Source organism: Companilactobacillus futsaii JCM 17355, from assembly GCF_001435505.1.
GTDB lineage: Bacteria > Bacillota > Bacilli > Lactobacillales > Lactobacillaceae > Companilactobacillus > Companilactobacillus futsaii.
Genome location: NZ_AZDO01000023.1, coordinates 19,048 through 42,805, shown reverse-complemented (window position 1 = coordinate 42,805; position 23,758 = coordinate 19,048). Strand labels below are relative to the sequence as shown.

General features: G+C 35.3%; 26 protein-coding genes, 1 tRNA gene and 1 other annotated feature. Of the genes, 12 read left to right on the top strand and 15 right to left on the bottom strand.

The genetic code is table 11. The annotated features are described in order from the left end of the window. Positions 1 to 33: 33 nt before the first annotated feature. From FC88_RS02840 to FC88_RS02825, 4 genes are all read right to left on the bottom strand, one after another. Positions 34 to 1,833 (bottom strand): collagen-binding domain-containing protein, encoded by a 1,800-nt coding sequence (locus tag FC88_RS02840; protein WP_057812580.1) that lies wholly within the window; start codon positions 1,831 to 1,833, stop codon positions 34 to 36. Between the two features lie 309 nt (positions 1,834 to 2,142). After that, positions 2,143 to 3,012 (bottom strand): DegV family protein, encoded by an 870-nt coding sequence (locus FC88_RS02835; protein WP_057812578.1) that lies wholly within the window; start codon positions 3,010 to 3,012, stop codon positions 2,143 to 2,145. Positions 3,013 to 3,195: 183 nt separating this feature from the next. After that, a tRNA-Thr gene (locus tag FC88_RS02830) sits at positions 3,196 to 3,269 on the bottom strand. A 53-nt stretch (positions 3,270 to 3,322) separates the two neighbouring features. After that, positions 3,323 to 3,844, bottom strand: coding sequence for a DUF308 domain-containing protein (locus tag FC88_RS02825; RefSeq protein ID WP_057812576.1), 522 nt, complete (start codon positions 3,842 to 3,844; stop codon positions 3,323 to 3,325). Positions 3,845 to 3,972: 128 nt separating this feature from the next. Between FC88_RS02825 and FC88_RS02820 the strand changes: the two genes are divergently transcribed. Beyond that, positions 3,973 to 4,623, top strand: a complete 651-nt coding sequence (locus tag FC88_RS02820; RefSeq protein WP_057812574.1) for a metal-dependent transcriptional regulator — start codon at positions 3,973 to 3,975, stop codon at positions 4,621 to 4,623. Between the two features lie 38 nt (positions 4,624 to 4,661). Here the strand turns inward: FC88_RS02820 and FC88_RS02815 are convergent, their stop codons facing one another. Genes FC88_RS02815 through FC88_RS02800 form a run of 4 tightly spaced genes read right to left on the bottom strand, consistent with a single transcriptional unit; the run spans position 4,662 to position 7,401 of the window. Beyond that, entirely contained in the window at positions 4,662 to 5,447 is a 786-nt protein-coding gene (locus tag FC88_RS02815; RefSeq protein WP_057812572.1) for a DUF975 family protein, read from the bottom strand. Positions 5,448 to 5,506: 59 nt separating this feature from the next. After that, the gene (locus FC88_RS02810) at positions 5,507 to 6,439 is read right to left on the bottom strand and encodes a DUF4097 family beta strand repeat-containing protein (RefSeq protein WP_057812570.1); all 933 of its coding nucleotides are present in this window, start codon (positions 6,437 to 6,439) and stop codon (positions 5,507 to 5,509) included. Further along, entirely contained in the window at positions 6,432 to 7,094 is a 663-nt protein-coding gene (locus tag FC88_RS02805; RefSeq protein WP_057812568.1) for a DUF1700 domain-containing protein, read from the bottom strand. Before FC88_RS02805 ends, FC88_RS02810 begins: the two co-directional genes overlap by 8 nt. Continuing rightward, entirely contained in the window at positions 7,084 to 7,401 is a 318-nt protein-coding gene (locus FC88_RS02800) for a PadR family transcriptional regulator (protein ID WP_057812566.1), read from the bottom strand. Before FC88_RS02800 ends, FC88_RS02805 begins: the two co-directional genes overlap by 11 nt. A 152-nt stretch (positions 7,402 to 7,553) precedes the next feature. Beyond that, positions 7,554 to 7,774, top strand: a binding site (T-box leader). Positions 7,775 to 7,923: 149 nt separating this feature from the next. Here FC88_RS02800 and FC88_RS02795 point away from each other — a divergent pair. The 3 genes from FC88_RS02795 to FC88_RS02785 are packed head-to-tail and all read left to right on the top strand — an operon-like array spanning position 7,924 to position 10,099. Next, positions 7,924 to 8,577, top strand: coding sequence for an amino acid ABC transporter permease (locus tag FC88_RS02795; protein WP_057812564.1), 654 nt, complete (start codon positions 7,924 to 7,926; stop codon positions 8,575 to 8,577). 12 nt (positions 8,578 to 8,589) lie between these two features. Continuing rightward, on the top strand, positions 8,590 to 9,228 hold the full coding sequence (locus FC88_RS02790; RefSeq protein ID WP_057812563.1) for an amino acid ABC transporter ATP-binding protein: 639 nt from the start codon (positions 8,590 to 8,592) through the stop codon (positions 9,226 to 9,228). 19 nt (positions 9,229 to 9,247) lie between these two features. Then, positions 9,248 to 10,099, top strand: a complete 852-nt coding sequence (locus tag FC88_RS02785; protein WP_057812561.1) for a transporter substrate-binding domain-containing protein — start codon at positions 9,248 to 9,250, stop codon at positions 10,097 to 10,099. Between the two features lie 33 nt (positions 10,100 to 10,132). On the opposite strand, the gene FC88_RS02780 is transcribed toward FC88_RS02785, so the two are convergent. Then, entirely contained in the window at positions 10,133 to 11,074 is a 942-nt protein-coding gene (locus tag FC88_RS02780) for an ADP-ribosylglycohydrolase family protein (protein WP_057812559.1), read from the bottom strand. Between the two features lie 409 nt (positions 11,075 to 11,483). On the opposite strand from FC88_RS02780, the gene FC88_RS02775 reads away from it, so the two are divergent. The 8 genes from FC88_RS02775 (at position 11,484) to FC88_RS02740 (ending at position 17,472) form a co-directional block, all read left to right on the top strand. Next, complete coding sequence (locus FC88_RS02775) at positions 11,484 to 11,957, top strand: nucleoside 2-deoxyribosyltransferase (RefSeq protein WP_057812557.1); 474 nt, start codon at positions 11,484 to 11,486, stop codon at positions 11,955 to 11,957. A gap of 11 nt (positions 11,958 to 11,968) precedes the next feature. Then, entirely contained in the window at positions 11,969 to 12,520 is a 552-nt protein-coding gene (locus tag FC88_RS02770; protein WP_057812555.1) for a TetR/AcrR family transcriptional regulator, read from the top strand. 156 nt (positions 12,521 to 12,676) lie between these two features. Further along, positions 12,677 to 13,858 (top strand): CynX/NimT family MFS transporter, encoded by a 1,182-nt coding sequence (locus FC88_RS02765; protein ID WP_057812552.1) that lies wholly within the window; start codon positions 12,677 to 12,679, stop codon positions 13,856 to 13,858. 49 nt (positions 13,859 to 13,907) lie between these two features. Next, complete coding sequence (locus FC88_RS02760) at positions 13,908 to 14,561, top strand: HAD hydrolase-like protein (protein WP_057812550.1); 654 nt, start codon at positions 13,908 to 13,910, stop codon at positions 14,559 to 14,561. Between the two features lie 109 nt (positions 14,562 to 14,670). Continuing rightward, on the top strand, positions 14,671 to 15,120 hold the full coding sequence (locus tag FC88_RS02755; RefSeq protein ID WP_057812548.1) for a hypothetical protein: 450 nt from the start codon (positions 14,671 to 14,673) through the stop codon (positions 15,118 to 15,120). A gap of 160 nt (positions 15,121 to 15,280) precedes the next feature. Further along, a complete protein-coding gene (locus tag FC88_RS02750; RefSeq protein ID WP_057812546.1) occupies positions 15,281 to 16,492 on the top strand; it encodes an MFS transporter in 1,212 nt (403 codons plus the stop codon). Between the two features lie 96 nt (positions 16,493 to 16,588). Next, the gene (locus tag FC88_RS02745) at positions 16,589 to 17,029 is read left to right on the top strand and encodes a MarR family winged helix-turn-helix transcriptional regulator (RefSeq protein WP_057812544.1); all 441 of its coding nucleotides are present in this window, start codon (positions 16,589 to 16,591) and stop codon (positions 17,027 to 17,029) included. 2 nt (positions 17,030 to 17,031) lie between these two features. After that, positions 17,032 to 17,472: a GNAT family N-acetyltransferase gene (locus FC88_RS02740; protein WP_057812542.1), complete on the top strand. Its 441-nt coding sequence runs from the start codon at positions 17,032 to 17,034 to the stop codon at positions 17,470 to 17,472. Between the two features lie 40 nt (positions 17,473 to 17,512). Here FC88_RS02740 and FC88_RS02735 read toward each other — a convergent pair whose 3' ends face one another. The 6 genes from FC88_RS02735 to FC88_RS02710 form a co-directional block, all read right to left on the bottom strand. After that, on the bottom strand, positions 17,513 to 18,301 hold the full coding sequence (locus FC88_RS02735) for a hypothetical protein (protein ID WP_057812540.1): 789 nt from the start codon (positions 18,299 to 18,301) through the stop codon (positions 17,513 to 17,515). Positions 18,302 to 18,320: 19 nt separating this feature from the next. After that, on the bottom strand, positions 18,321 to 19,442 hold the full coding sequence (locus FC88_RS02730) for an AI-2E family transporter (protein WP_057812538.1): 1,122 nt from the start codon (positions 19,440 to 19,442) through the stop codon (positions 18,321 to 18,323). Positions 19,443 to 19,526: 84 nt separating this feature from the next. After that, positions 19,527 to 20,390 (bottom strand): helix-turn-helix domain-containing protein, encoded by an 864-nt coding sequence (locus tag FC88_RS02725; protein ID WP_187323354.1) that lies wholly within the window; start codon positions 20,388 to 20,390, stop codon positions 19,527 to 19,529. A gap of 222 nt (positions 20,391 to 20,612) precedes the next feature. Beyond that, entirely contained in the window at positions 20,613 to 21,518 is a 906-nt protein-coding gene (locus tag FC88_RS02720) for a glycine betaine ABC transporter substrate-binding protein (RefSeq protein ID WP_057812536.1), read from the bottom strand. Between the two features lie 10 nt (positions 21,519 to 21,528). Further along, the gene (locus FC88_RS02715; protein WP_057812534.1) at positions 21,529 to 22,395 is read right to left on the bottom strand and encodes an ABC transporter permease; all 867 of its coding nucleotides are present in this window, start codon (positions 22,393 to 22,395) and stop codon (positions 21,529 to 21,531) included. Further along, positions 22,388 to 23,599: a quaternary amine ABC transporter ATP-binding protein gene (locus FC88_RS02710; protein ID WP_057812532.1), complete on the bottom strand. Its 1,212-nt coding sequence runs from the start codon at positions 23,597 to 23,599 to the stop codon at positions 22,388 to 22,390. The genes FC88_RS02715 and FC88_RS02710 overlap by 8 nt, the downstream gene beginning before the upstream one ends. Positions 23,600 to 23,758 lie beyond the last annotated feature (159 nt).

Here is a 23,758-nt window from a genome sequence, read left to right as displayed (position 1 = left end):
AATCAATCGTGGAGGCTTTATTTTTATCTAAAATTAATCTTCTTTTTTGATTCTAGTAAATTTCAAAATTGCGCCAAAGGCTACTAAAATCACACCTAAAATTGTGGCAAGAATTCCAGTTGTTTCACCAGTTTGTGGCAATTTTCCAGAATCTGAACTTGAACCTTGTGATTCAGCAATATTGTTACCCGCAACACCTGGTAATAATCCTTCAGAATTTCCTTCTGAACCACCACTTGTAATAGCATTGCCATCACCATCTAATGGTCCATCAGTTCCTTCTTCGGATTCGTTAGATTCATTAGAACCATTATTTTCTTCTTCTGAACCTTCATTATCTTCGTCTTCTTTATCTTCTTCACCATTATCGTCAGTATCTGGCTTTTGACCTTCTGAACCACCATCAACTTCGATTAAATCACCAGTGTCAGGATCAATATCTTCTTCCTCTTCTTTTTCATCAGGGTTTTCGATATTGCCGCCGTCATTTTCGTCACCTTTATCAGTAATTACTTCATCAGGATCCACTTCTCCAGGAATTGTTACAGGTCTTTCAAATTCTGTTTCTGTAGCATTGTCATCTTGAAGATCCCATCTGTGAGTTTCGGCATTGACGATTACTTTATCAGCTACAATATTACCATCAAGGTTAGCATCAGCTATGACAGTTGCCTTTGGAGCCAAAACACTACCTTGGAATGGACGTTTGACATCGATTGTTCCTGTGTACAAGTTATCACTAGCTGTACTGTCGTAGAAGTTCCATAGCAAGTGATTATCATCAAAATATTCTGTTTCTTGGTTAGGGCGTTCCTTATTATTGGCATCAGCCCCTTCACCATCGTTAAAAGTCAACTTGACTTGTGAATTAACATCGTATGGATCTTGACCTTTAGTATCAACATTAATGATGACACTTGTACCGCCCTTATCAGCAGATAAACCGTAAATATAGATTGGTGTATCCATAGTCAAAACGTCTGCATCCAAATTAATAATAATTTGATTGTTTTCATTAGGGTTGTAATCTTCCAAATTGATAACTCGTTGGTTACGATCTGGAAAATCACTAGCTTGAACGGAAACAGTTGGTTCCATGTTAGAAAGTGTGTTTGATTTACTCTCTAATTGTGAGAACTGTGAACCAAAATCAATATACGTATTACCATTCTTATCTTGATATGTTTCATCCTTAGTCAAGTGATCAATGTTAGTTCCATCAACATTTGTTTTGGTTGGGTTGGTAACATCCACATCATTGTTTTCACCAAAAACAACTTTATTGGTCCGATCATCAGTTCCTTGGACAAATGAACTAGAAGCGATAGCATTGTGATTTTGAACATAAGAAATATCTTTATTCAAATAGCCCTCACGAATATTTGTACCAAAGTTTACGTTTCCATTTAAAGTACCAACAGCTAAATTACCATTAGTATGTGCATTCAAAGTTGCTTCATTAGCAAAAATATGGAAGTTTGATGCATAACCTAATTGATTACTTTTTTCATTACTAAAGTCATCACTAACACTTCCACCATTTTGGACATCATCATTTACGGATTGAGTAACCGCTGTTTGTTTTTGTGATGTACTTTGTGTTGTCGTACTATTTGCTGTACTCGTTGATTGTGCTGAACCTTGAGTTGTCGCATCATTCGTAGTATTTGCTGTTTGTGATGCAGTTGAGTTATCGCTTACAGAAGTACTAGTAAAACCATTATTGACAGTAGTTGCGGCATCAGTTTGGGTTGTTGTTGACATCCCCATTAAAACTGCTGCACTCACAGCTACACAAGATAGAGCCCATTCTTTTCCCTTTTTTATTAACATAATTAACTAAATCTCCCTCTTCAATTTAGAATAATTATTATCTAGTGGTAATAAATCAGGTAATAATATTATTTATGAAAATTATTACGCTACTCCAAAATATTGTCAAATTAATATTAAATTATAATCTTATAACTTATTCATTACCGAGAAATTACGAAAAAGATTAATTTAACAGCATTACTAAGCAATTATGAGAAATCAAAAGAGCTTACTTTTATACAATTTTTATTTTTTGATAAGAAAAAAGCCCAATTTACTTGAATTGAGCTTGGATTATTTCGTAAATATAGTCGTGGGGAGAAAAAATTATTGTCGATTGTCAGATCCCATAGCAAATACTGCTACGCAACCAAAACCTGTATGACTTGAAATAGTCATTCCAATCGGATAAATTTGAATGTCCGCTTCAGAAATCGTCTCCTGAATTTTATCTTTAACAACTTGAGCAGCCTCATAATCTCCGCTAGTTGTAATAATGATTGGTTGATCAACATCATTTTGAATTGCCGGAATTATTTTATTAGCCAGATCTAAAAGTGATTTCTTACGTGTCCGTGTTTTTTCAACCATGCGTAATTTTCCATTAGGATCAACATCCAAAATAGGTTTTACCTTTAGTAATGTACCTAAAGCCGCCGATGTATGGGAAATTCGACCACCATGGTACAAATAATTTAAATTATCAACTGTAAACCATTGTTGAAGCCGTAATTTATTATTTGTAAACCATTCGACTAGTTCTTGTAAACTTTTACCAGCTTTTTGTAATCTGATAGCTTGTAAAACTAATAGGCTTTCACCCCCACTGGCTGCAGCTGTATCAATGATTTCTATCGTTGCCTTTGGAAATGATTCTAACAAAATGTCTCTAGCTTGTTTTGAACTAGCTAAAGAACCACTCAATCCTCCAGAAAAGCCAACATAAACGATTGGGATCTTTTTTTCTACATATGGTCTGAAGAATTCAAGGTACTCACCAATATTTACTTGCGTGGTAGTGGGCATGATTCCTTGTTGAATCTTTTGGTAAAACTTTTCAATATCGTAGCTTTGACCAAAATCATTGTAGATGTCTTTAGCACCAATTTTCGTATGGAAGCAGATTGCATCAACATTGCTATCCTTCAGTGTTGCCAAAGGTAGGTCGCATTCTGAATCCGTTAAAATTTGATACATAGTCTACCCCCTCAAAATTAAATAGTGACCAATTGTATTTAAGTCACCGATTAATAATACCATTAATTTTAATTCTGTAAACTATGTCATCTAGTTCTTAAAACTATATGTTTAATGAACGATTATTAGGATTTTTTTAAAGAAAAAAGCAGCTATACGCAAAACGTACAGCTGCTATCAAAGAGCCGTCTATCGGATTTGAACCGACGACCCCCACCTTACCATGGTGATGCTCTACCTATCTGAGCTAAGACGGCATTAACACTCTCTACATTTTAGCAAAATTGTCTCGTGTAGAGAATGCTTTTATTTAAAATGCTTCAATAATTTCGGCTACTCCTGTGGCAAAGAAGAAAAAGGCTAACAAGAAAACAATGAAACCTCCTGCCAAAACTGGATTGAACAATAAAACAATCGCAAATAAGAGATTCAATCCTGCTAAAATCACGATCAACCAATAATATTTTTTACCGAAGAAATGGTAAAAACGAGCGGTAAAAATCTGGAAAGCCGCATCTAGCAAAAACCAAATTGAAAACATATAAATGATTACGATCACTCCCACATTAAGGTGAGCAATGAAAATAATACCGATAATAATATTCACAATGGCTGAAAAAATCGTCCAACCACTTCTAACACCTAAAAAACGTGTCATTTGAGAGCCAAACCATAATTGGTAACCCCCTCTTAAAATTACAAAAAAGCCGAAAATCCCAGCAATGGTCGATAAACTATTGAGAGGATACCACAATACTAAATAACCCGCATACAAAGAAATCAGACCAATGATAAAACCAAACCAATCGAAATGGCGCTTTGGTTCACTCATATAAATCTTCCCCTTCTCAATTTCTCAAGCACATTTTTATTTTAACATTAAGCAATATCAAAGTTGAACAATATGCGCTATAATAGAAGGGCTAAGAATATTATTAGGCTAAACGAAAGGTTGTAAAATTGTCCCCTAACAAAGAAAATTATTTAAAAACCATTTATGAATTGAATTATGACTTCACAAAGATCACTAACAAACGTATTTCAGAAATCATGAATGTGTCTGCTCCATCCGTTACTGAAATGTTGAATGCTCTAGCCTCTGAAGGCTACCTAACACATTCTCCATACAACAAAATTGTTTTAACACCTAAAGGAAATAAAGTTTCTGAAAAACTAGTTCGTACACATAGACTCTGGGAAGTATTTCTCAATCAATGTCTCAAATATCCAGTTGACAATGTTCATCACAACGCTGATGCGCTTGAACATGCTTCTGACGACGATTTGATTGATCATCTAAATGATTTCCTTGATCATCCCCAACGTTGTCCCCATGGTGGTATCATCCCCGGTAACGGTCAAGGTGAAACTGATGCCGACGATAAGTTACTCAGTATGATTCCTGATGGAACTAAAGTTCAAATTGTCCGTGTATCTGACAACTATGACTTTCTTCAATACTTTGGCAGTTTAAACTTAGATATCGACGATACAATTGAAGTTATCAAACATGAAAAATTCGACAATTCTTTAGTCGTTAAAAAAGCAGATGGTTCTAACCTAACAATTGGTGCTAAGGCCATCGATTATATATTTGTAGAAACACGCTAAAAAAGAATCCTCAATGTGATTACACACTGGGGATTCTTTTATTTTTGCTGATTATTTTCTAAAACTTTTTGATAAAAAATAGCCATCGTTAACTGTTCATACGGTTGTAACCAAATCGACAATAATTCATGTGTCAAAATATTCAAAATTTCCCAAAAGAAGAATTCAAGACAAAGTGAGAAATAAGCCCACTTATATCCACGCATCAAGACTGAACTACGACTAAAACTAGAAAAAGCCATACGCAAAGTCCATTTATTCTGATCAGCCACATCATCTTTAAAAATAAAGAAAGCCTGCGAAAAGATCATCAAGAACCAAATTCCAGGAATAATGTACAACATTAAACCGGCCTCTAAAAATAGTCCAAATAACGCCGTTATGAACAATAGTGGAAAGAAATAACGGCCAGAAAAAGCCTGTAGACTTCCTTTTAAAGCGTTGATTTGATAATCCGGATTGCGCAATTTATCAATCAAAGTATATGAAACGCCGATACAAATCATGATAAAGAAAAACATAAAGGCATAAACAGCCACACTCGTTTCAGGAGTTAACGTCAGCATAAATTTACTAGCTGAACTAGGATCATTTGCCATACTGGTAGAAATTTCTGATAGTCGTTGACTAGCCTGTGATGGATCAGCCAAATTAACATTTAAGTTAGCCATCCACGTTGTGTAAATTTTAGTTCCAAAGTACACTGCCAGAAATCTCAAAAGAATTGGAACAACATTAAGTGAAATATTTCCTTTAATGTCTTTTCGAAAAGCTTTGTGGGCTTCACGTCTGATCTCCAAGGCAGATATTCGATTATTATTCATCTATATCCCTCACAATTACAATAACGCCATTATAACAAAGATAGTTAATAGCTACTAATTTACTTGATTGTAATTGAACCTTTGGTTGCTTTTACACGTAAAAGATTGCCTGCATCAATTTTATTTTGATACTCATGCCCGTAATCTTTATCTAGATAGCGAACTACTCCATCATCCGTTGATAAATCCAGTCCATCAGCAGTCATATCGCTACCTGTAAAATGACCACCACTGAAAATCCTGAAATCATTTGTATTCATATAAACCACTTTATCCATTGTTATTCGACTGTGATTAGCTAAAGAGTTCATTGAATCTAAATTAGACTGTTTTACCTTTAACGACGATTCATTTAAATTGATACTCGTTTTAACTAGTGTTGAATTCTTTATTACGATATCAGAATACTGGCTGGCAACCAATGTCATGTTATTTATTTTAGAATTAGTTGCCTCAAAGTTAGCGTCATACAAATTAATTTTATCTAAATTATTTATCGTTGCATCTTTAATATAGAGTTGCGCATCATAATCCATATCTTTGGCTGTTTTAATGAGATGTTCTATCGTTACATCATTAATGTATATGGCACTGTCAGCCAAACGAAGATTAACATTTTCAAGTGTTTTATTCATCGGAATGGTGATAGTTACTTTGGCACGCCCTAAAACATCAACGCCAACGTGCTTATTTTTCTTCTTGCCAGTAACAGTTAAAGTATCTTTTTTTACTCGATAACTTGGCATTTGTGATTTATCACCATCGATATGGATTTTATAACGGTCACCCAATTTAAAATTAACATTTGTGTCATTGCCTTCAACGTAGACATTTTTAAAGTCCGTTAATGGATAAGTTTCGTTGATATGTTGCTCTACTTTAAAACCATGATTCCAAACAACTGAACGATTAGCTCCCATCAAAATACCACCTAGTAGGAGAATTCCACCAACTATCAATAAATAAAAACCTGTGACAAAATACTTACGCATTAGTCCTATCCCCCTTCATCGGTGTTTTACGTCCGTAAAGTAGTTTCTTGCCTAGCCAACGGAAGAAAATAACTACTACGCTAAAGCACCATTTTACTAGCGCTATAACGATGGGAATCAAGAAGAAATCAACACCCAATATCAATAATCCAATCCCAACGTAGAAGATAGCTGTCCCAAATGATTGAAAAATAACTGATAAACCAATAAAGATAGCTCCTATTCCACCGACGACCGACATTGCGACCAAAAATAAAAATAACAACACCATAAGGGCAATCATTCCTAAAATGGTCAATAAGAGTGGAATTAAGATGATTGCAATCATTATTGCTACTGGAGAAGCCATCAAAGCCAAAATTACTAATCCAATCATCTTCAAATTACGTGACACTCGTTCATTACTAGTCATTTGACCATTATTGATGTTTTGATAATTATCTTCTGACATCTTAATAGAATAATCTGCTAAGACCTTTCTGGCCAAATGTTTGGGCGTTCCCAACTCATTGATTATTTTATCTGAAGTTTGCAAATTAGCATCGATCATATATTCACGATAAAATTCAATAACATCATCTTGTTCTTTTTCGTCCAGTTGATGTAAATAAATTTTAAATTCATCAATGTACGAATTAATTGCTTTATTCTTCATTTTTCCCCTCCAAGATAGCATCTGTGGCTGCCTTTAATTCCTGCCAATTAACTTTGATTTGTTCTAAATGTTTTTTGCCTAAGTCTGTTATTTGATAATAGCGACGATTTCTACCTTCGTAAGCCTCATCGTATGTACTTAACCATTCTTCCTTTTTTAACCGCCGAAGAATTGGATACATCGTTGATTCCGAAATGGGAAAACTCTTCTTTATCTCCCGAGTAATCGCATAACCGTAGTAATCTTGCTTAGTTAACAGAGCTAAAACTGAACCTTCAAGAATCTCAGTTGAAACTTGAATTGCCATATTATCTCCTCATTTCTCTAATACTATACGACGTATAATATCATTTCAGTAACAATATATTATAAATAACATCATATGTCAATTTCTAATAAATAAAACTTGACATTATTTATTTTAGGCCGTACGATAGTTTCAACATTTTAAAACAAATATAAAAAACGACGACAGAAGAGTAATCAAGTTAACTAGTCCAGAGAATCAACGTTGGTGCGAGTTGATCTAGTCCTTGACGAAACACATCTGTAAGTTGAATGATTGAATCAAGTAGGTCATTTCGGTAGCACCGTTAAAACTGAAGTTATTGTAACTTCGTGAGCCTAATATCGTGAGGTATTAGGAACCAGAGGTGGAACCGCGAATATTCGCCCTCTTAGTCTTTTGACTAGGAGGGTATTTTTTTACAATAACTTCTTGAGGTTAGTATCGTGAGATACTAACGAACTCGAGGTGGAACCACGTCAAGACGTCCTCTAGCTATATGCTAGTGGGCGTTTTTTTATATTTGTAAAGGGGAGAGATATTATGATGAATTATATTTTTGAAATTTTACCGTCACTTCTTAGTGGTACGGTAATGACTTTAAAAGTCTTCTTCTGGACACTTGTTTGTTCATTGCCATTAGGAGTTTTGGTATCGCTAGGACGAAGTTCCAAATTCAAACCACTCAGTTGGATCATTTCCTTTTACATCTGGGTAATGCGAGGAACTCCTTTACTATTACAATTAATTTTTGTTTTCTACGGCTTGCCTAACATGCCATTTGCACATATCGTCTTTGAAAGATATGACGCTGCATTGTTTGCTTTTATTCTTAATTACACTGCTTACTTTGCAGAAATCTTCCGTGGTGGTTTTTCCACTGTCAGCAAGGGACAATTCGAAGGTGCTAAAGTACTTGGACTTAGTTATTGGCAAACGATTCGTAAAATCATTATTCCTCAAGTTGTCAAAATCGTACCACCTTCAATTGGTAATGAAGTCATCAACTTGGTTAAGGATTCATCTTTAGTTTATGTAATTGGTTTAGGCGATTTGCTTCGTGCCGGAAATATTGCCAGTTCACGTGATGTTACCTTACTTCCATTAGTCTTAGTTGGTATCATCTACTTGTTATTAACTCTAATTTGTACCTGGGTACTAAAAGTTCTAGAAAAACGTTTCAGTTATTATCGTTAGGAGAGAGAAAATATGTTGAAATTAAATAATATTACTAAAAGCTTTGATGGCAAGACCATCTTAAATAATTTAAATCTCGAAGTTAAAGATAATTCTATTCTTAGTATCGTTGGACCTAGTGGTGCCGGTAAAACTACTCTCTTACGTTGCATCGCTGGACTGGAAAAAATCGATTCTGGTAGCTTTACTTTAAACGACAAACCATTTGATCCTTTCGATGAATCAGTCAAAGAACGTGTTGTTGGTGTTGTTTTCCAAGATTTCAATCTCTTCCCTCATCTATCCGTTATGGAAAACGTTGCTCTAGCTCCTCAAATGGTCTTAAAACAAGATAAACAAACTGTTGAAAAAAATGTCGATGAACTTTTAGCTCAATTAGGCCTTGCTAGTCTCAAAAAACAATATCCCTTTGAATTGTCTGGTGGTCAAAAACAACGTGTCGCCATTGCCCGTGCTTTAGCCATGAAACCACAAATTCTTTGCTACGACGAACCAACTTCAGCACTAGATCCAAGTCTTCGTGATACTGTCGCACAAGTCATCTTGGATCTTAAAAAGACTGGCATCACTCAAATCGTCATTACCCACGATCCTGACTTTGCCAAAAAAATTGCTGACCAATTACTAGAAGTAAAACCATTGAACAATTAATCATAGGGGGATTAAATTTATGAAGAAAAAAATTTTAATATTCATGACCTTTTTAGCCTTCTTTGGTTTATTAGCTGGTTGCAGCGATAATAAGAAGTCAGTAGCTCAAGAAGCCAATACGACTGATACTTGGTCATCAATCAAAAAAAGAGGCCGTGTTATTATCGGTTTGGACGATACCTTCGTTCCCATGGGTTTTCGTCAAAAAGACGGTAATCTAGTTGGCTACGATATTGACCTAGCCAAAGCTGTTTTCAAACAATACGGTATCGAAGCTGACTTTCAGCCTATCGATTGGAATATGAAAGAAACTGAATTAAGAAACCGAACAATCGACTTGATTTGGAATGGTTATACGATTACACCAGCTCGTAAAAAACAATTGATGTTCTCACGTCCTTACATGGCTAACCGTCAAGTTCTGGTAACCAAAACTAACCAAAATATCACTTCATTTAAAGGCATGAAAGGCAAAACTCTTGGAGCGCAAACAAGTTCATCCGGCGCCAGTTTACTAGATGAACACCCTAAGATGTTGAAAAATTACATCAAAAATCAGACTCCCGTTCTTTACGATTCTTTCAACAACGCCTTAATGGATCTTGATGCCAATCGAATCCAAGGACTCTTGATCGACAGTGTTTACGCAGGTTATTACATCAGTAAAGAAAAGAATCCTGACTCATATCGTGTTACCCAAGGTGGTTTCACAGGTGAAGATTTTGCGGCCGGTATGAGAAAAGGTGATAAAACTTTGAAGAAGAAGATTGATCAAGGCTTACAAAACCTGGCTAATACCGGAGAATTACAACAAATCAACAAGAAATGGTTTGGTAATTCTGATAATTCATTGATTCAACCAGAAAAATAAAAAAATCGTCAGTTTACATTCTGACGATTTTTTTTATGATTTTGTAGCTTCTTTTTTAGCAAAAGACTTAATAAACTTCTCTAATAACGGCTTGTTCTGTAACTGACTCTTCCACTCATCATTGATATGATCACTCAAGTTTTCACAACTGGCTAATGTAGCTGTAATACTGGCAATCGTATCAGTATCTTCACCTAAATTAACTGCCAAAATTACTGCTCCATCAATACTTGTAGAGTTTAAAACACTCCACGTACTAGCTAACAATGTATCTACGACATAACCGGTAGATTTAATATCCTTACGTAAAGTTGAGGCAAATTCTGGTTGGAACATTGCTTCAAAGTAAGGTAATTCTGATAACTCATCAGGACGATTCTCTAAAGCTCTCGTAAGTTTATCAGGTAAAATATTTAATGTAGTTAGTAAAGAATAACCGTTTAATAAATTATGAATAATTTCTAAATAAATATAACTGGCAACGATACTTCTAGGATGACGATGAGTTAAACTAGTATACTCACGTTCTAAATCGAGACGTTTATCAAGATTTTTTTCATTCGCCAAGTAAATTGCTAAAGGAGCTAATCTCATTAATGCCCCGTTACCGTTAGCTTCAACGCTTGGATCCCCACACTCTAAAGCTGGATATTGATTAACTGACCAATTTCGTAAGGCTTTTGCACAGGTGTTACCAATTCCAAAAGCTACGCCATTCGGTGTATATTCATTGTGAAACATATAATTGACGAACTTTTGCATCAATTCATCATAACTTTGGTCAGCCGTTAAATTCTCTAGTAGCGGTAAAGTAAATGATGTATCATCTGACCAACTTCCCGCAGGTTGTTCCCAAGTACCTGTAGTCATGGAATCAATATAATATGAATCTCTCTTGTCAAATTCGACTGGAACTCCTAATGCATCCCCGACTACACCAGCATAAAGAATGTTCTCTATTTGGTACGCTCGCATCTTAATTCATCTCCCATCAAAAAACTGAGACTAAATTTTAGTCTCAGTTTAATTCTTCTATATATTAAGAATACTACATTTTTTCCCATCTATAAGCACGTTTAATCCTAAAAAATTAAAAGAATCAATGCCAGCAAAATACCAAACATGGTTAACCAGCTGACTTTCTTTTTGTCTTTATCGACATTGGGTAATTTTTTATTCATAAGCATTGCCTCCGTACCCTAGGAAAGTTATATCATCTTCTAAATCAAATGAAAAGGCTTTTTTGACATTTTTAGAAATTATTATTGATTAATTTTGCGATTTATTAAGGAATTAATATCATCTTTGGAAACGATTTTATGAGCATTTACCGAACATTTCAGTATAATTAAAGTATAAATATAAAGGAGTTATTACTAAAACCATGGAAAAAAAGAATCGTGTTTACTTAGCAGGTCCATTTTTCAGTGATCAACAAGTCAAACGTCTAGATGACGTTCAAGCTCTCTTAGAACAAAATCCTACTATTGGCGATGTTTTCCGTCCTGGTAAGCACGCCTATGATGCGGCTGAATTTGGCTCATTTGAATGGCAAACAGCTGTCTTCAAACATGATATTAACAATATTAATGTTTCAGATATAGTCATCGCAATGTTAGACTATAAAATAGAAGAAAACGAGTTTGAACCGGACTCTGGAACCGTTTGGGAATGCGGCTATGCAACAGCTCACAACATCCCCGTAATTGGTGTCAGAAACGTCGATGACCAACCATTGAACTTAATGCTAGCTGCTAGTTTAACTGCCTTCTTCAATGGTTCTGAAAACATCAAGGAAATTAAAGATTATGATTTCAACACATTGATGACTCGTTATGAAAATGTAAAAGTGTTCTAGGAGGAACTAAAATGTCACAAGTAACACAACGAACAGAAAAATCCATTATCACGGCAATGATTTCTTTACTTCAAAAGAAACCATTTGAAAAAATCACTGTTGGTGATATTTGTGACGAGGCTCTAATTAACCACAGTACCTTCTACCGCTACTTTAGTGATAAATATGAATTGCTGCATTCGGTTTTTTCTTATTTATTGGATGATTTGATCAACAACACTTCTAATGCGAAGACAATTGTTTATCAAATCGCTGACTTTATGGAAAAGAATAGCAATTTTATCCACCATATTTCACCGCAATATCAAACTAAAGCTAACCTCTACCCTGAGTTTAGGAGCATTTTGCAAGATATTGTTAAAACTAAAAGTAAAGATCCTAACAGTCAAAAAGACCCTCTAATCAAAATGATTACCGAATCAGATGCACCCGAATTAATGATCAGTTTCATTGTTGGTGGTTTGATTGGACTAGTTGAATATTTAGAAGATAATGATTTTAAAGTTTCACGTACTAAATTTATTGAATTTACCGAGAATTTCTTTGCCAAATGGTCCAAATAAAATTATTTTTAAGCCTCATCAAGATGATTAATTCATTTTGATGAGGCTTTTTGGTTTGTTAGTGTTTATCTTTCCGTCCTCCATGGCAAAGCAAATTTGGCACAATCTTTTATTAGGTTTAAAATTAGGTTAATATCAAACACTTCGAGGGAAATTATGACAGCATCCACAAAAATCAATAAATCGTGGTTCTTATTTAGCATGATGTTAATTGCTGCTAACTTAAGATTACCAATTACCATGATTCCACCACTACTCAACACGATTGAGAAAAATCTCGGTATTCCTAAATCTTTAGCCGGACTTATCACATCAATTCCACTAGTCACCTTTGCTTTACTTTCACCAATTATCGTCAAAGTTGCCAAGAAATTCGGTAATGAATTGACGGTTTTCTTATTTTTTATACTGTTAATTATCGGTAGTTATTTACGTGTCATCCCTACAATTGGAGCCCTGATGTTTGGAACTTTTTTAGTCGGAGTTGGTATCGACAGTGGGAACGTTTTGGTTCCAGCTATGATCAAAGACCACCTACCTAATCAAATTCCTTTAGGAACTAGTCTGTATACAATGTCGATGTTATTGATTGGTGCGATTGGAACGGCTTTAGCAGGAGTATTAATTACCAAAATCAGTTTGCAACTCACCTTAATGATTTTATCAATCGCAGCTATTATTGCTCTGGTCTTTTGGATTCCTAATTTACGCTATAATCAACGTGACACCGCTAGTACTAAACGTGTCACTTACCGTAGCGTTTGGAATCAATCACTCGGCTGGTTGATAACTGCCTTTTTCGGTTTTCAATCACTGGTTTATTATTCATTCGTCACTTGGTTACCTTCAATGTTAACGAGCCATGGTATCAGTGCTATTTTGGCTAGTAATTTATTAACTGTTTTGCAATTGAGTGGCTTGCCATGTTCATTTATTGTGCCTTATTTTTCAACTAAGAAACACGGCTTCAAACATTTATTGATCATGTTAACAATTGGTTACGCGATTGCTCCGCTTGGATATTTATTCCCCACAGGTAATTTGATTTTTCTAAGTATCGTAACAGTTGTGACTGGTTTTGGTTCAGGGATTGCTTTCAATATGGCAGTTATTTTCTTCACCGAAAAAACAAACAACCATTATCAAACTGCTGAAGTATCCGGTATGGCTCAATCAGCTGGATATCTATTGGGTGCTATTGGTCCGGTTTTATTCGGATACTTGGAAAACGCCTTAGGTTCTTGGAATTTAGTTCTATGGATTTTAGTTTTAGTATCCGTCCTACTCGTTTTATCAGGAATTTTAATTGCTCGTCATCAACCCATTGCAGAACATTAACTATTCTGTATTATAATTAAATAATATAAATCATTGAGGAGAAAAATTTATGAAAAATTTGTTTTTTGATTTTGATGGCACGATTGCTAATACCCAAGAGGGTATCGTTAATGCGTTAGAATACATGGTCAATGACTTAAAGATGGAACACCTTGGTATTGATACTTATAAAAAATTTATTGGACCTTCTTTAGTAGATAGTCTTGAGAGATTTTATCCTAATTTTCCTAAAGATCGCTATCAAGAAGCAGTTAAATCTTTCCAAAGTTATTACAACACTAAGGGAGTTTATCAGTTAAAACTATACCCTGGTATGAAAGACATGCTGCAACAATTAAAAGATGCTGGTTACAATCTTTATATTTCATCAGTCAAAACTGAATCAATGTTAAAAATTCTCATCCCCCATTTAGGTTTAGACGATTACTTTGAAGGTTTTTATGGACAATCAGAAGATGGGTTCTCCCGTAATACTAAACCAGCTATTCTTAAATATGGTCTCGATGACAGTAAATCTGCTGCTGAAGATTCCATTATGATTGGTGATCGGATGACTGATATGCAAGGTGGAGTTCAAAATAACGTTCACACTTTGGGCATCACATATGGCTTTGGTGACCACAAAGAATTAGCAGAATCTGGTGCTGATTTAATCGTTGAACACGTTAATGATATTCCAAATGCCGTAAAAGAATTTAAATAATTTGTTTTTTCCCCTTGCTATGAAACGGGTTCGATAAGATAACATAATAGTTGTAAAGAGTTAGACATGTCGATACTTGTAAAATAACTATGCAAGGGAGATAACAATTATGTTCAAAATTTTCAGAAAGAACCACACAACCGCAAACATCGAATTAAAAGACAACAATGAAATGAGCGCTTTGAAACTAGCTGCTTCAAAAACTGCTGAAGAATTCAGTGTTGACGAACAAAACATTCAAAGTAGTATTTTTGCTAGTGCTGCTCAAGATGACAATTTTATCGAGGAGCGTGCTGTTTTCATGTTCGTTACTAGTGATAAGAAGAGCCAGGCTCACACTATGACTTTAACTTTCAAAGATCCTGTGGCTTGGGGAAATGACAGAACTCCAATCGATTATTTGATTGTTGGGATGTTCCCAAGCAATACTCCACAAAACGACGTTGATCTTTTGACAGAAAAAATCACCAACGCTTTACATGATAAAGCTGACCAATTGGACGACATCAAGTTCAAAGGCAGTGACTTAAATAAATTAAATCAATCATTCACAGACTAAAAAATTAGCTAGTTGATAAAAAGCTTATCAGCTAGCTTTTTTACTGCCCAAAAGTCTATCTAAAAGCGTAAACGATTGTTGTTTAAAAAAAAATCCTGTGCTATTATACATTCAAGCAAAATAAATGATGTCAGTGAGCATCAATTTTGGAGGGAATAAAATGAAAATAGTATCAAAACAGAACCAGCTCGATAACTACCAAGCTAAAGTTGTTGCTTCGACAGCTTCAGGATTTGGATTGGAAAACATGGACGTAATGTTCTTGTCCTTTGCTCTTTCATCCATCATCGCTGAATTGCATCTTAGCGGCACGCAAGCAGGATTGATTTCAACAATCACTAACATTGGTATGTTATTAGGTGGTATTTTTTTTGGAATTTTAGCCGATAAAATCGGTCGTATCAAAACTTTCAGTCATACAATCTTTATCTTCGCCTTTGCAACAGCAGCAATGTTCTTTGCTCATAATCTTACTGCAATTTATATTTGTCGTTTCATCGCTGGTATCGGTGCCGGTGGTGAATACGGAATCGGTATGACTGTTCTAGCCGAAAGCTTCTCAAAGGAAAAATTAGGTCGCGTTTCATCGTGGGTCGGTATGGCTGGTCAAATTGGAGCTATCTTTGCTTCACTACTGGCAGCTTTGATTCTACCTACATTAGGTTGGCATGCACTCTTCTTATTTGGTGTCATCCCCGTCGTCATTACCTTCTTTATCAGAAGACATTTGAAAGAAAGTACTGCTTTCACTAATTCCTCCAAAGAAAAACACGGTAACATTAAACAACTCTTCGCTACACCTAAGATTGCTTATCAAACTATTGCCTTAATGATTATGGCTATCGTCCAAATCGCCGGCTACTTTGGTTTGATGAATTGGTTACCCACTATCATGCAAAAACAAATGAATTTAACTGTCGGTGCTTCAACTTGGATGATTGCAACAATCCTAGGAATGTGTGCCGGAATGTTAACATTTGGTTGGATCTTGGACAATTTAGGACCACGTCTAGCCTTCGGAATCTTCTTAGCTGCTTCAGCTATTGGCGTTTATGTTTTAACTCTACCAAGTAACGTCTGGTCATTAATTCTCGTCGGTGCCATCGTTGGTTACTTCTCTAATGGAATGTTTGCCGGTTACGGTGCTATCGTCAGTCGCCTTTATCCAACTGAGGTCAGAGCTACTGCTAACAACGTCATCATGAATGTTGGCCGTTGTATCGGTGGTTTTTCAAGTTTAGCCATTGGATTCATTTTAGATAACTACAATATCATGACCGTAATGGTCTTCATTTCAACACTTTACATCATCAGTTTGTTAGTAATGTTGACTATCACTAACCTCAAAGCTGAAAACTATAAAAATATATAAAAGAGGTTGCCTTCGGGCAATCTTTTTTTGTAATATAGTGGACTTTGTCCACTAAAGTGCTATAATAATTTTAATTTATTTTTAGGAAGTGACTCTATGCTAAAACAAACTGAAATAACTACGATTCGTGATTTTAACCGTAATTATACGAAATTATTGGGAATTTTAAATCGTCGTGTTCTAGAAACACCTCTCTCTTGGACTGAAGGTCGTGTTATTCTAGAAATTTCATTTAACCATGATAAAACTCCTATTGAAATAGCCAACAACTTGGGCTTAGACAAAAGCTACACTAGTCGAATTTTAAATCGATTCGAAAAACACGGTCTACTAACTAAAACTCCCTCAGTAACAGATTCTCGTTCAATAGAATTACAATTAACTGACAAAGGTTCGACTTTAGTCCACGAGTTGGATGAACGCTCTGATCAGCAGATAAGGGACCTATTAGCTGCTTTAAATGATAATCAAATAAAGCAGTTCTATCAGGCAATCACAGTACTAGATCAATTACTTTTCGAAAAGGCGGTGGATTAAATATGTGGAAAATCAAAAAATTCAATGAACTAACAACTGAGGAACTATTTGCTATCTTTTATTTGAGAACTGAAATTTTTGTTGTACAGCAGAAACGTATCTACCAAGAGGTCGATCAAAATGACCTAAATGCTATTCATATCTTCAATATCGTCGATGGTAAGATTGCTGCCTATGCACGGGTATTTTCTCAAAATAATAATGTTACTTTTGGAAGAGTTGTCACTGCTCCAGATTTTAGAGGACAAGGTTTAGGAAATAAATTGATGCAACAAGTTTTTGAAGCCATTGAACAATATTTCCCTAAGAAAAAAATTGAAATTGAAGCTCAAACTCATGTAGAAAACTTTTATAAAAAATTCGACTTCACCAGCTACGGAGAGCCATTTCTCTTTCAACACACGCCACACATTAAGATGTTCCACCAATCATTATCAAATTAAAAAAGAGCCCTGTTAGACACCTAACAGGGCTTCTTTATATTCAATTGAACATCCCTAATATCTTAATGACTAACATAGCAATCACAATACTAATAATTGCATGGATCATAAATAAAATTGAAAATGAGATGAAGTAAACTGAGCCACTAATGATAGCCGTTCTAATATTGAACCAATAAAAAACCGACCCAAAGACTATCAAAACAACTACCCAAGGCAAGATTCCTTTATTCACCGTCATGAAGTCGTTTCTGCTCAAATCATAGCCGGTACTAGCAATCATAATCGTCAACAAAATATACAAGGCCACCATCGCCCAAGAAGCGTTAGCAAAACTGGACTTCAAATTGTCCAAAACTGATTCAAAGATCATCTGAAATGACAATGTCGTATTGACATCCAATCCTTGAATTAAAGAAGTCACACTGAATTGAGCTTTCAACAGAAATTTTTGCAAAAAGTATAAAGCCAATGAACACGTATAATACGGTGCCAAACCAATAAAGAAATTTCCTAACAATTGATACACATTGCGATCATTGTAACGATGATCAACTGAGCCTAAAGAGCCCGATTGACGATAGTTCAAGTTTAACAATTGCACTTTGGTAACTTGATGACCAAATAAATAAGCAAAGATGGCATGTCCTAACTCATGGATTATCACACCCAGACCACCAACGACTAATTGACTATTGTTGCCTAAATTATTGACTAAGGTAATTTTAGAAAGATGTCCCAACCATGATGTTAATAATGATGTCAAATAAGGAACTAACGTAAAAACAGCTACGAAAGTGATTACGAAGCCAAAATAACTATCCCACACAATTATTGCACCTCATTTTTTATAAATTCGTTTTACTTAAACGACGATCAGATTCATTTTTTACTAATTGATAAATTGTGGCTGCCACAGGAACTCCCAATAGCATCCCGACAATTCCTCCAAGACCGCCACCAATCGTGATAGCACCCAATACCCAGATACCCGGTAGTCCAATCGAAGTACCAACAACTTTTGGATAAATCAAATTGCTCTCTAATTGTTGCAATACTAAGATAAAGATGATGAACAAAATCGCATCAATTGGCGATTCCACGGCAATCAACAAGAAACCGACGGCTCCACCCATCCAAGCACCCAAGATTGGAATCAAGGATGTCACGCCGACAAAAGCTCCAACTGGTAGCGCATAAGGAAATTTGAACAAGACCATACCTAAGGAACACAATGTCCCTAAAATAATTGCTTCAGTAACTTGTCCAACAATGAAACTACTGAACATTTTGTTAGTTACCGACAAAACATAATTTGCCTTTTTCAAATGAACCGGCTTGATAAAAGCACGACCAGCTTTTTTTATTTGGGCAACTAATTTTTCTTTGGAGGCCAAAATATAAATAGCAAAAGTAAAAGCTAGAATGAAATTGAACAAACCTTTAGCAAAACTTGTTACTAATTTAATGGATGATCCTAATGCACCACCACCAACACTTGTTAAAAATTTCATAACTTTATTTTGCACACTAGTCCAATCAACGTTGAGAGATTCCAATTGATCAGAAATAACAGAATTCTTATTTAATTTCTCAGCAAAATTAGATAAATCCGACACAATTGAAGGAATTGAACTAAAGAAATTAGTCAAAGCACTGATAAATTGTGGTAAGACTAATCTGAATACTCCAATCATGACTAAAATCACAATCAACAGTGACAATAAGATCACCCACATCCGCCGTGTCTTTTGAATCCATTTGATTTTAGTATTAGGAAAGAAATGTTTTTCTATCCGGACGCACAAAATATTGAGTGCATAAGCCAAAACGGCTCCCAAAACTAATGGCAAAATAACACCGAATAAGTTTAAGGTTATTTTATAAATTTGTGCTGGATAAACTAATAAAAATAGCAATATCACGACTACTATCCCGTATTTAATAACTTGCTTGCGGCTGATATTCATAATTTCTCTCCTAACTATATTTATTGTCTATCATAACAAAAAAGAAGACCCCACAATAATTTGTAGAGTCTTCTTTAATAAGAATTATAATTTATTGCTGGCAACCCAACGTTTGATCAAAGCAACTTCTTTTTCATTTTGATTAAATTCTGAAAAGACCAACGCTTTGTTCATAAAGTTGCGTACTCTTTTATTGTTGCCATTGACACGACTTTCATTCATAGCTAACTGTGCATAAATCCGTGCAATGTAATAAGTCACATGATTTTCTGCACAAATCTTTACACCGTATTTCAAAAGTGCATTAGCTGTTTCCAAATCATTTCTCTCTGAGTAGTAAATAGCACAATAAAAAATAATATTAATATAACGCCAAATCTTGTTTACATCATCGATCGACATCGTATAAATATTGCTAAATACTTTGCTGAAATAGTATTCACTCTTTTGATCATCGCCTTGCTTAGCGTAAACCATTCCCATGCCAACAAATGACAAGAAAGTAAAGATGGTTTCACCGTGGCTATCTAATTCGGAGAGAATCCGATTGAAATCGAAGACCGCATCAAACAAGTCTCCATCGTCCAAAACATTTAAGTAACCTTTGAGATAATAATATTGCATCATGGCATCACGATCATCAGCCAAATCTTTTGGATCAATTGCCTTAATGATTTCCCAAGATTCTTCATATTCTTGAATTATCAAATTGAATTCAGCTTTATTCATTTGCTTGATAACTTGTTGACTCTTATTATCACTGACACCAATGATACTATCTAGAGACAAATCCAAACGATTGCACAATTGAATCAAAATCTTCAAGGAAGGAATCTTACCATTATTTTCAAATTTGCTGAGAGTCGCTTGAGTGCAAATGCCGTTACTTAATTCTTTTTGGGAGAGACCTAATTTTTTTCTTTTATCAATAAACGTCTGTATATCCACGCCATCGCCCCTATATAAAAATTTCATATTATAATTAATTTAATTATATCCCCTCCTTTATGCCATGTCATTGAAATACACAATAAGTAGATGTTTTGTCTTATTTCTAAATATTATTTCATATGATATAAGGAATAACAAATTAATTAAATATTCCATTAGTATATAAAAAAGATTTTAAGCGCAAAAAAAAATGGAATTTCTTCCATTTTTTAACTTTTATTATTTTGTTTTTAAATCTTCAATAGAATTGATGTTTTTCATGTAAGTTGGCACGGCCAATCCAACTTTGGCACCATTTAAGTTAGCACCTAAATCTTCAAATCTACCCTTATAATCAGAATAGAATTTAGCAGACGTCTTAGGTAACCAAGCACTAACGGTAGCATCAGCAGCTTTCGTGGCAATTGAAGCCCAAACTGGTTGCATTTCCATTGATTGGATGGTTACTTTGTAGCCTTGTTCTTTCAACACTTCAGCAATTACGTTAGTCGAAGCAATTTCAGAATCCCAAGCCACATAAGTTAGCTTGATTGACTTACCATGAACTTTTTTGACACCCTTAGTCCATTGTGAAACGACCTTAGGATTTTTCTTGATCCACTGTTTAGCAGCTTCTTTAGGTTCCATTCCATCATTGACCTTCAACATAACATCAGACATTTGTGTAGGAGTCCAGTGGAAACGGTCTAAAATCGTATAAGCTTCAGGTGAATCTTTCTTTAAACCCTTACGAACAATAGTACTGATATGTTCAGCTTTACCAAAGGAATTCTTTGGATCTTTCAAGAATTTCATATTGTACTTTGTGAACATCCAATGTGGTTGCCAACCAGTAACTACAATTGGTTGCTTGGCTTTGTAGGCTTTGTCCAGTGTACTAGTCATAGCTGAAGTTGAACTAGGTTGTAATTGCCAGTTATTATCAGCCAACTTGTAATCAGACAAGGCACTTTGAGTTGACGCCATCACACCAGCACCAGCATCAATACCAGTAATCGTGTAATTAATTTGGGGGCCCAACTTTTCCTTACTGTTGTATGGAGCTGTCTGGGAACTACATGCGGAAATAATTGGGATAATTAATAAAGCTAATAAGAAAAGTTTAATAAACTTTTGTTTTTTCAAAAAATCCCTCCTAGTTTTTTCTGCGTGTTCTTGTTAGTGATTGAGTCAATCTATCCAAAATAATTGCCAAGATAACGATTGCCAAACCAGCAGCGAAACCATTACCAGCATCATTTCTACCAACGGCGAAGTAAACTTTTGTACCAAGTCCCATAGCACCGATCATAGAAGCAATAACAACCATTGAAAGTGAAAGCATCATACTTTGGTTAACACCAGCCATCAAACTAGTTTTGGCGATTGGCAATTCAACCTTGAACAATTTTTGCCATTCTGTAGAACCGAATGAATCAGCGGCTTCAATCAATTCATCAGGAACTTCACGAATACCCATATTCGTCATTCTAACTGTTGGTGGCATAGCGAAAATAACTGAAGCTACGATACCTGGAACCATACCGATACCGAACAAAGCAACGGCAGGAATCAAGTAAACGAAAGCTGGCATTGTCTGCATGAAATCAAGAATAGGTTTCAAGATAACTTCGGCAATGTGACTCTTAGCCATTAAAATACCAAGTGGAATACCAATTACTAACGCAATCAAACTAGATGTTAAAACTAACGTCAAAGTTTGTGTCATATCGCGCCAATAATTCAAATTCCAAATAAGTAATAAGCCTAAGAATTCAAATATCAATAAGCTCCAATTTTGTTTATCACGGTTAACGTAATAAGTTAATGCCAAAATCAAAACGATGAATAACCAAATTGGCAAAGCATCAAAGACCCATTGGAAAGCATTGTTGATTGAGCCGATGAAATTAGTAACGGCATTGAAGAAACCAGTGAATTGAACTAACCAGTCGACGAAACCATCGATCCAGTTAGCTAATGGAAGTTTTGGAATACTACCTAATAATAAAAGACTATTCAAAATCGCTCACCTCATTTCCTGCAAGGGCACCTAGTACGGCACCACGAACAATGATTCCTTTCAATTGTCTCTTGTCGTTAACAACGGCAAACGGAATACCTGTTTGTGAGATATCATCCATCAAGTCTGAAATTGGAGTATCTTCATCTGTTGTAGGAACTTTGGTTTGAATAATAGGTGTAATATCCCCTTTCTTCTCGCGAACTAATTTAATCACATCATTGGCATCGACGACACCAATCAATTTACGTTCATTGTTGACGATATAAGCTGTTGAAACTTCGTTAGCCTTCATCATCTTCAAGGTCAAGCGTGGACCAGCCTTTTCAATGTTGATTGTCATTGGACGAATCATAACATTACCAGCAGTAAGAACCTTACTTCTATCAACGTTTTCAATAAAGTTTTCGACATATTCATTAGCAGGGTGTGTCAAGATATCTTCTGGCGTACCAGTTTGAATGACACGAGCATCCTTCATGATCATAATTCGATCACCAATCTTCAACGCTTCGTTCAAATCGTGACTGATAAAGATGATTGTCTTATGCAATCGATCTTGAATATCCAACAATTGATCTTGCATGTCGGTTCTGTTCAATGGATCAAGAGCTGAGAAAGCCTCATCCATTAGTAATATTTCGGGGTCGTTGGCTAGTGCACGAGCTAAACCAACACGCTGTTGCATACCACCTGATAATTGATCAGGGTATTCTTCGTTGTAACCTGTAATACCGACTGTTTCTAGTGCTTCATTGGCTTTCTTTTCACGAGTATCTTTATCTACCCCTTGAATTTCCAAGCCATATTCAGCGTTTTCCAAAATTGTTCTGTTAGGCAACAATCCAAAGTTTTGGAAAACCATACTCATTTTCTTACGACGAACATCACGAAGCTTCTTCTTATCCATCTTCATGACGTTTTCGCCATCAATCAAAACTTCCCCCTCTGTTGGGTCGATAAGACGATTGATCATTCTTACCAATGTTGACTTACCACTACCAGATAGACCCATGATAACGAAAATTTCACCATCATAAATCTTGAAATCTGCTCGGTCTACACCGACTGTGGCACCTGTTTCTTTGAGAATTTCTGATTTATCTTTTCCTTGTCTGCTTAACTCTTTAGCTTTGGCGATTCTCTTACCAAAGATTTTTGTTAAGTTTTTGACTTCTACTTTTGTACTCTTATTAGTACTCATTAAATCCCCCATTCTTGGAATTGATTAAACTTACTTTTATGCTCAATATTTAGAAATAAAAAAGCTGTTATTTAACAATAGAGAAATAACAACGACCCTTATAACCCTAACAAATATATTTTGCTTATGCAAATTATTACTACTATTTTAAACCATTTA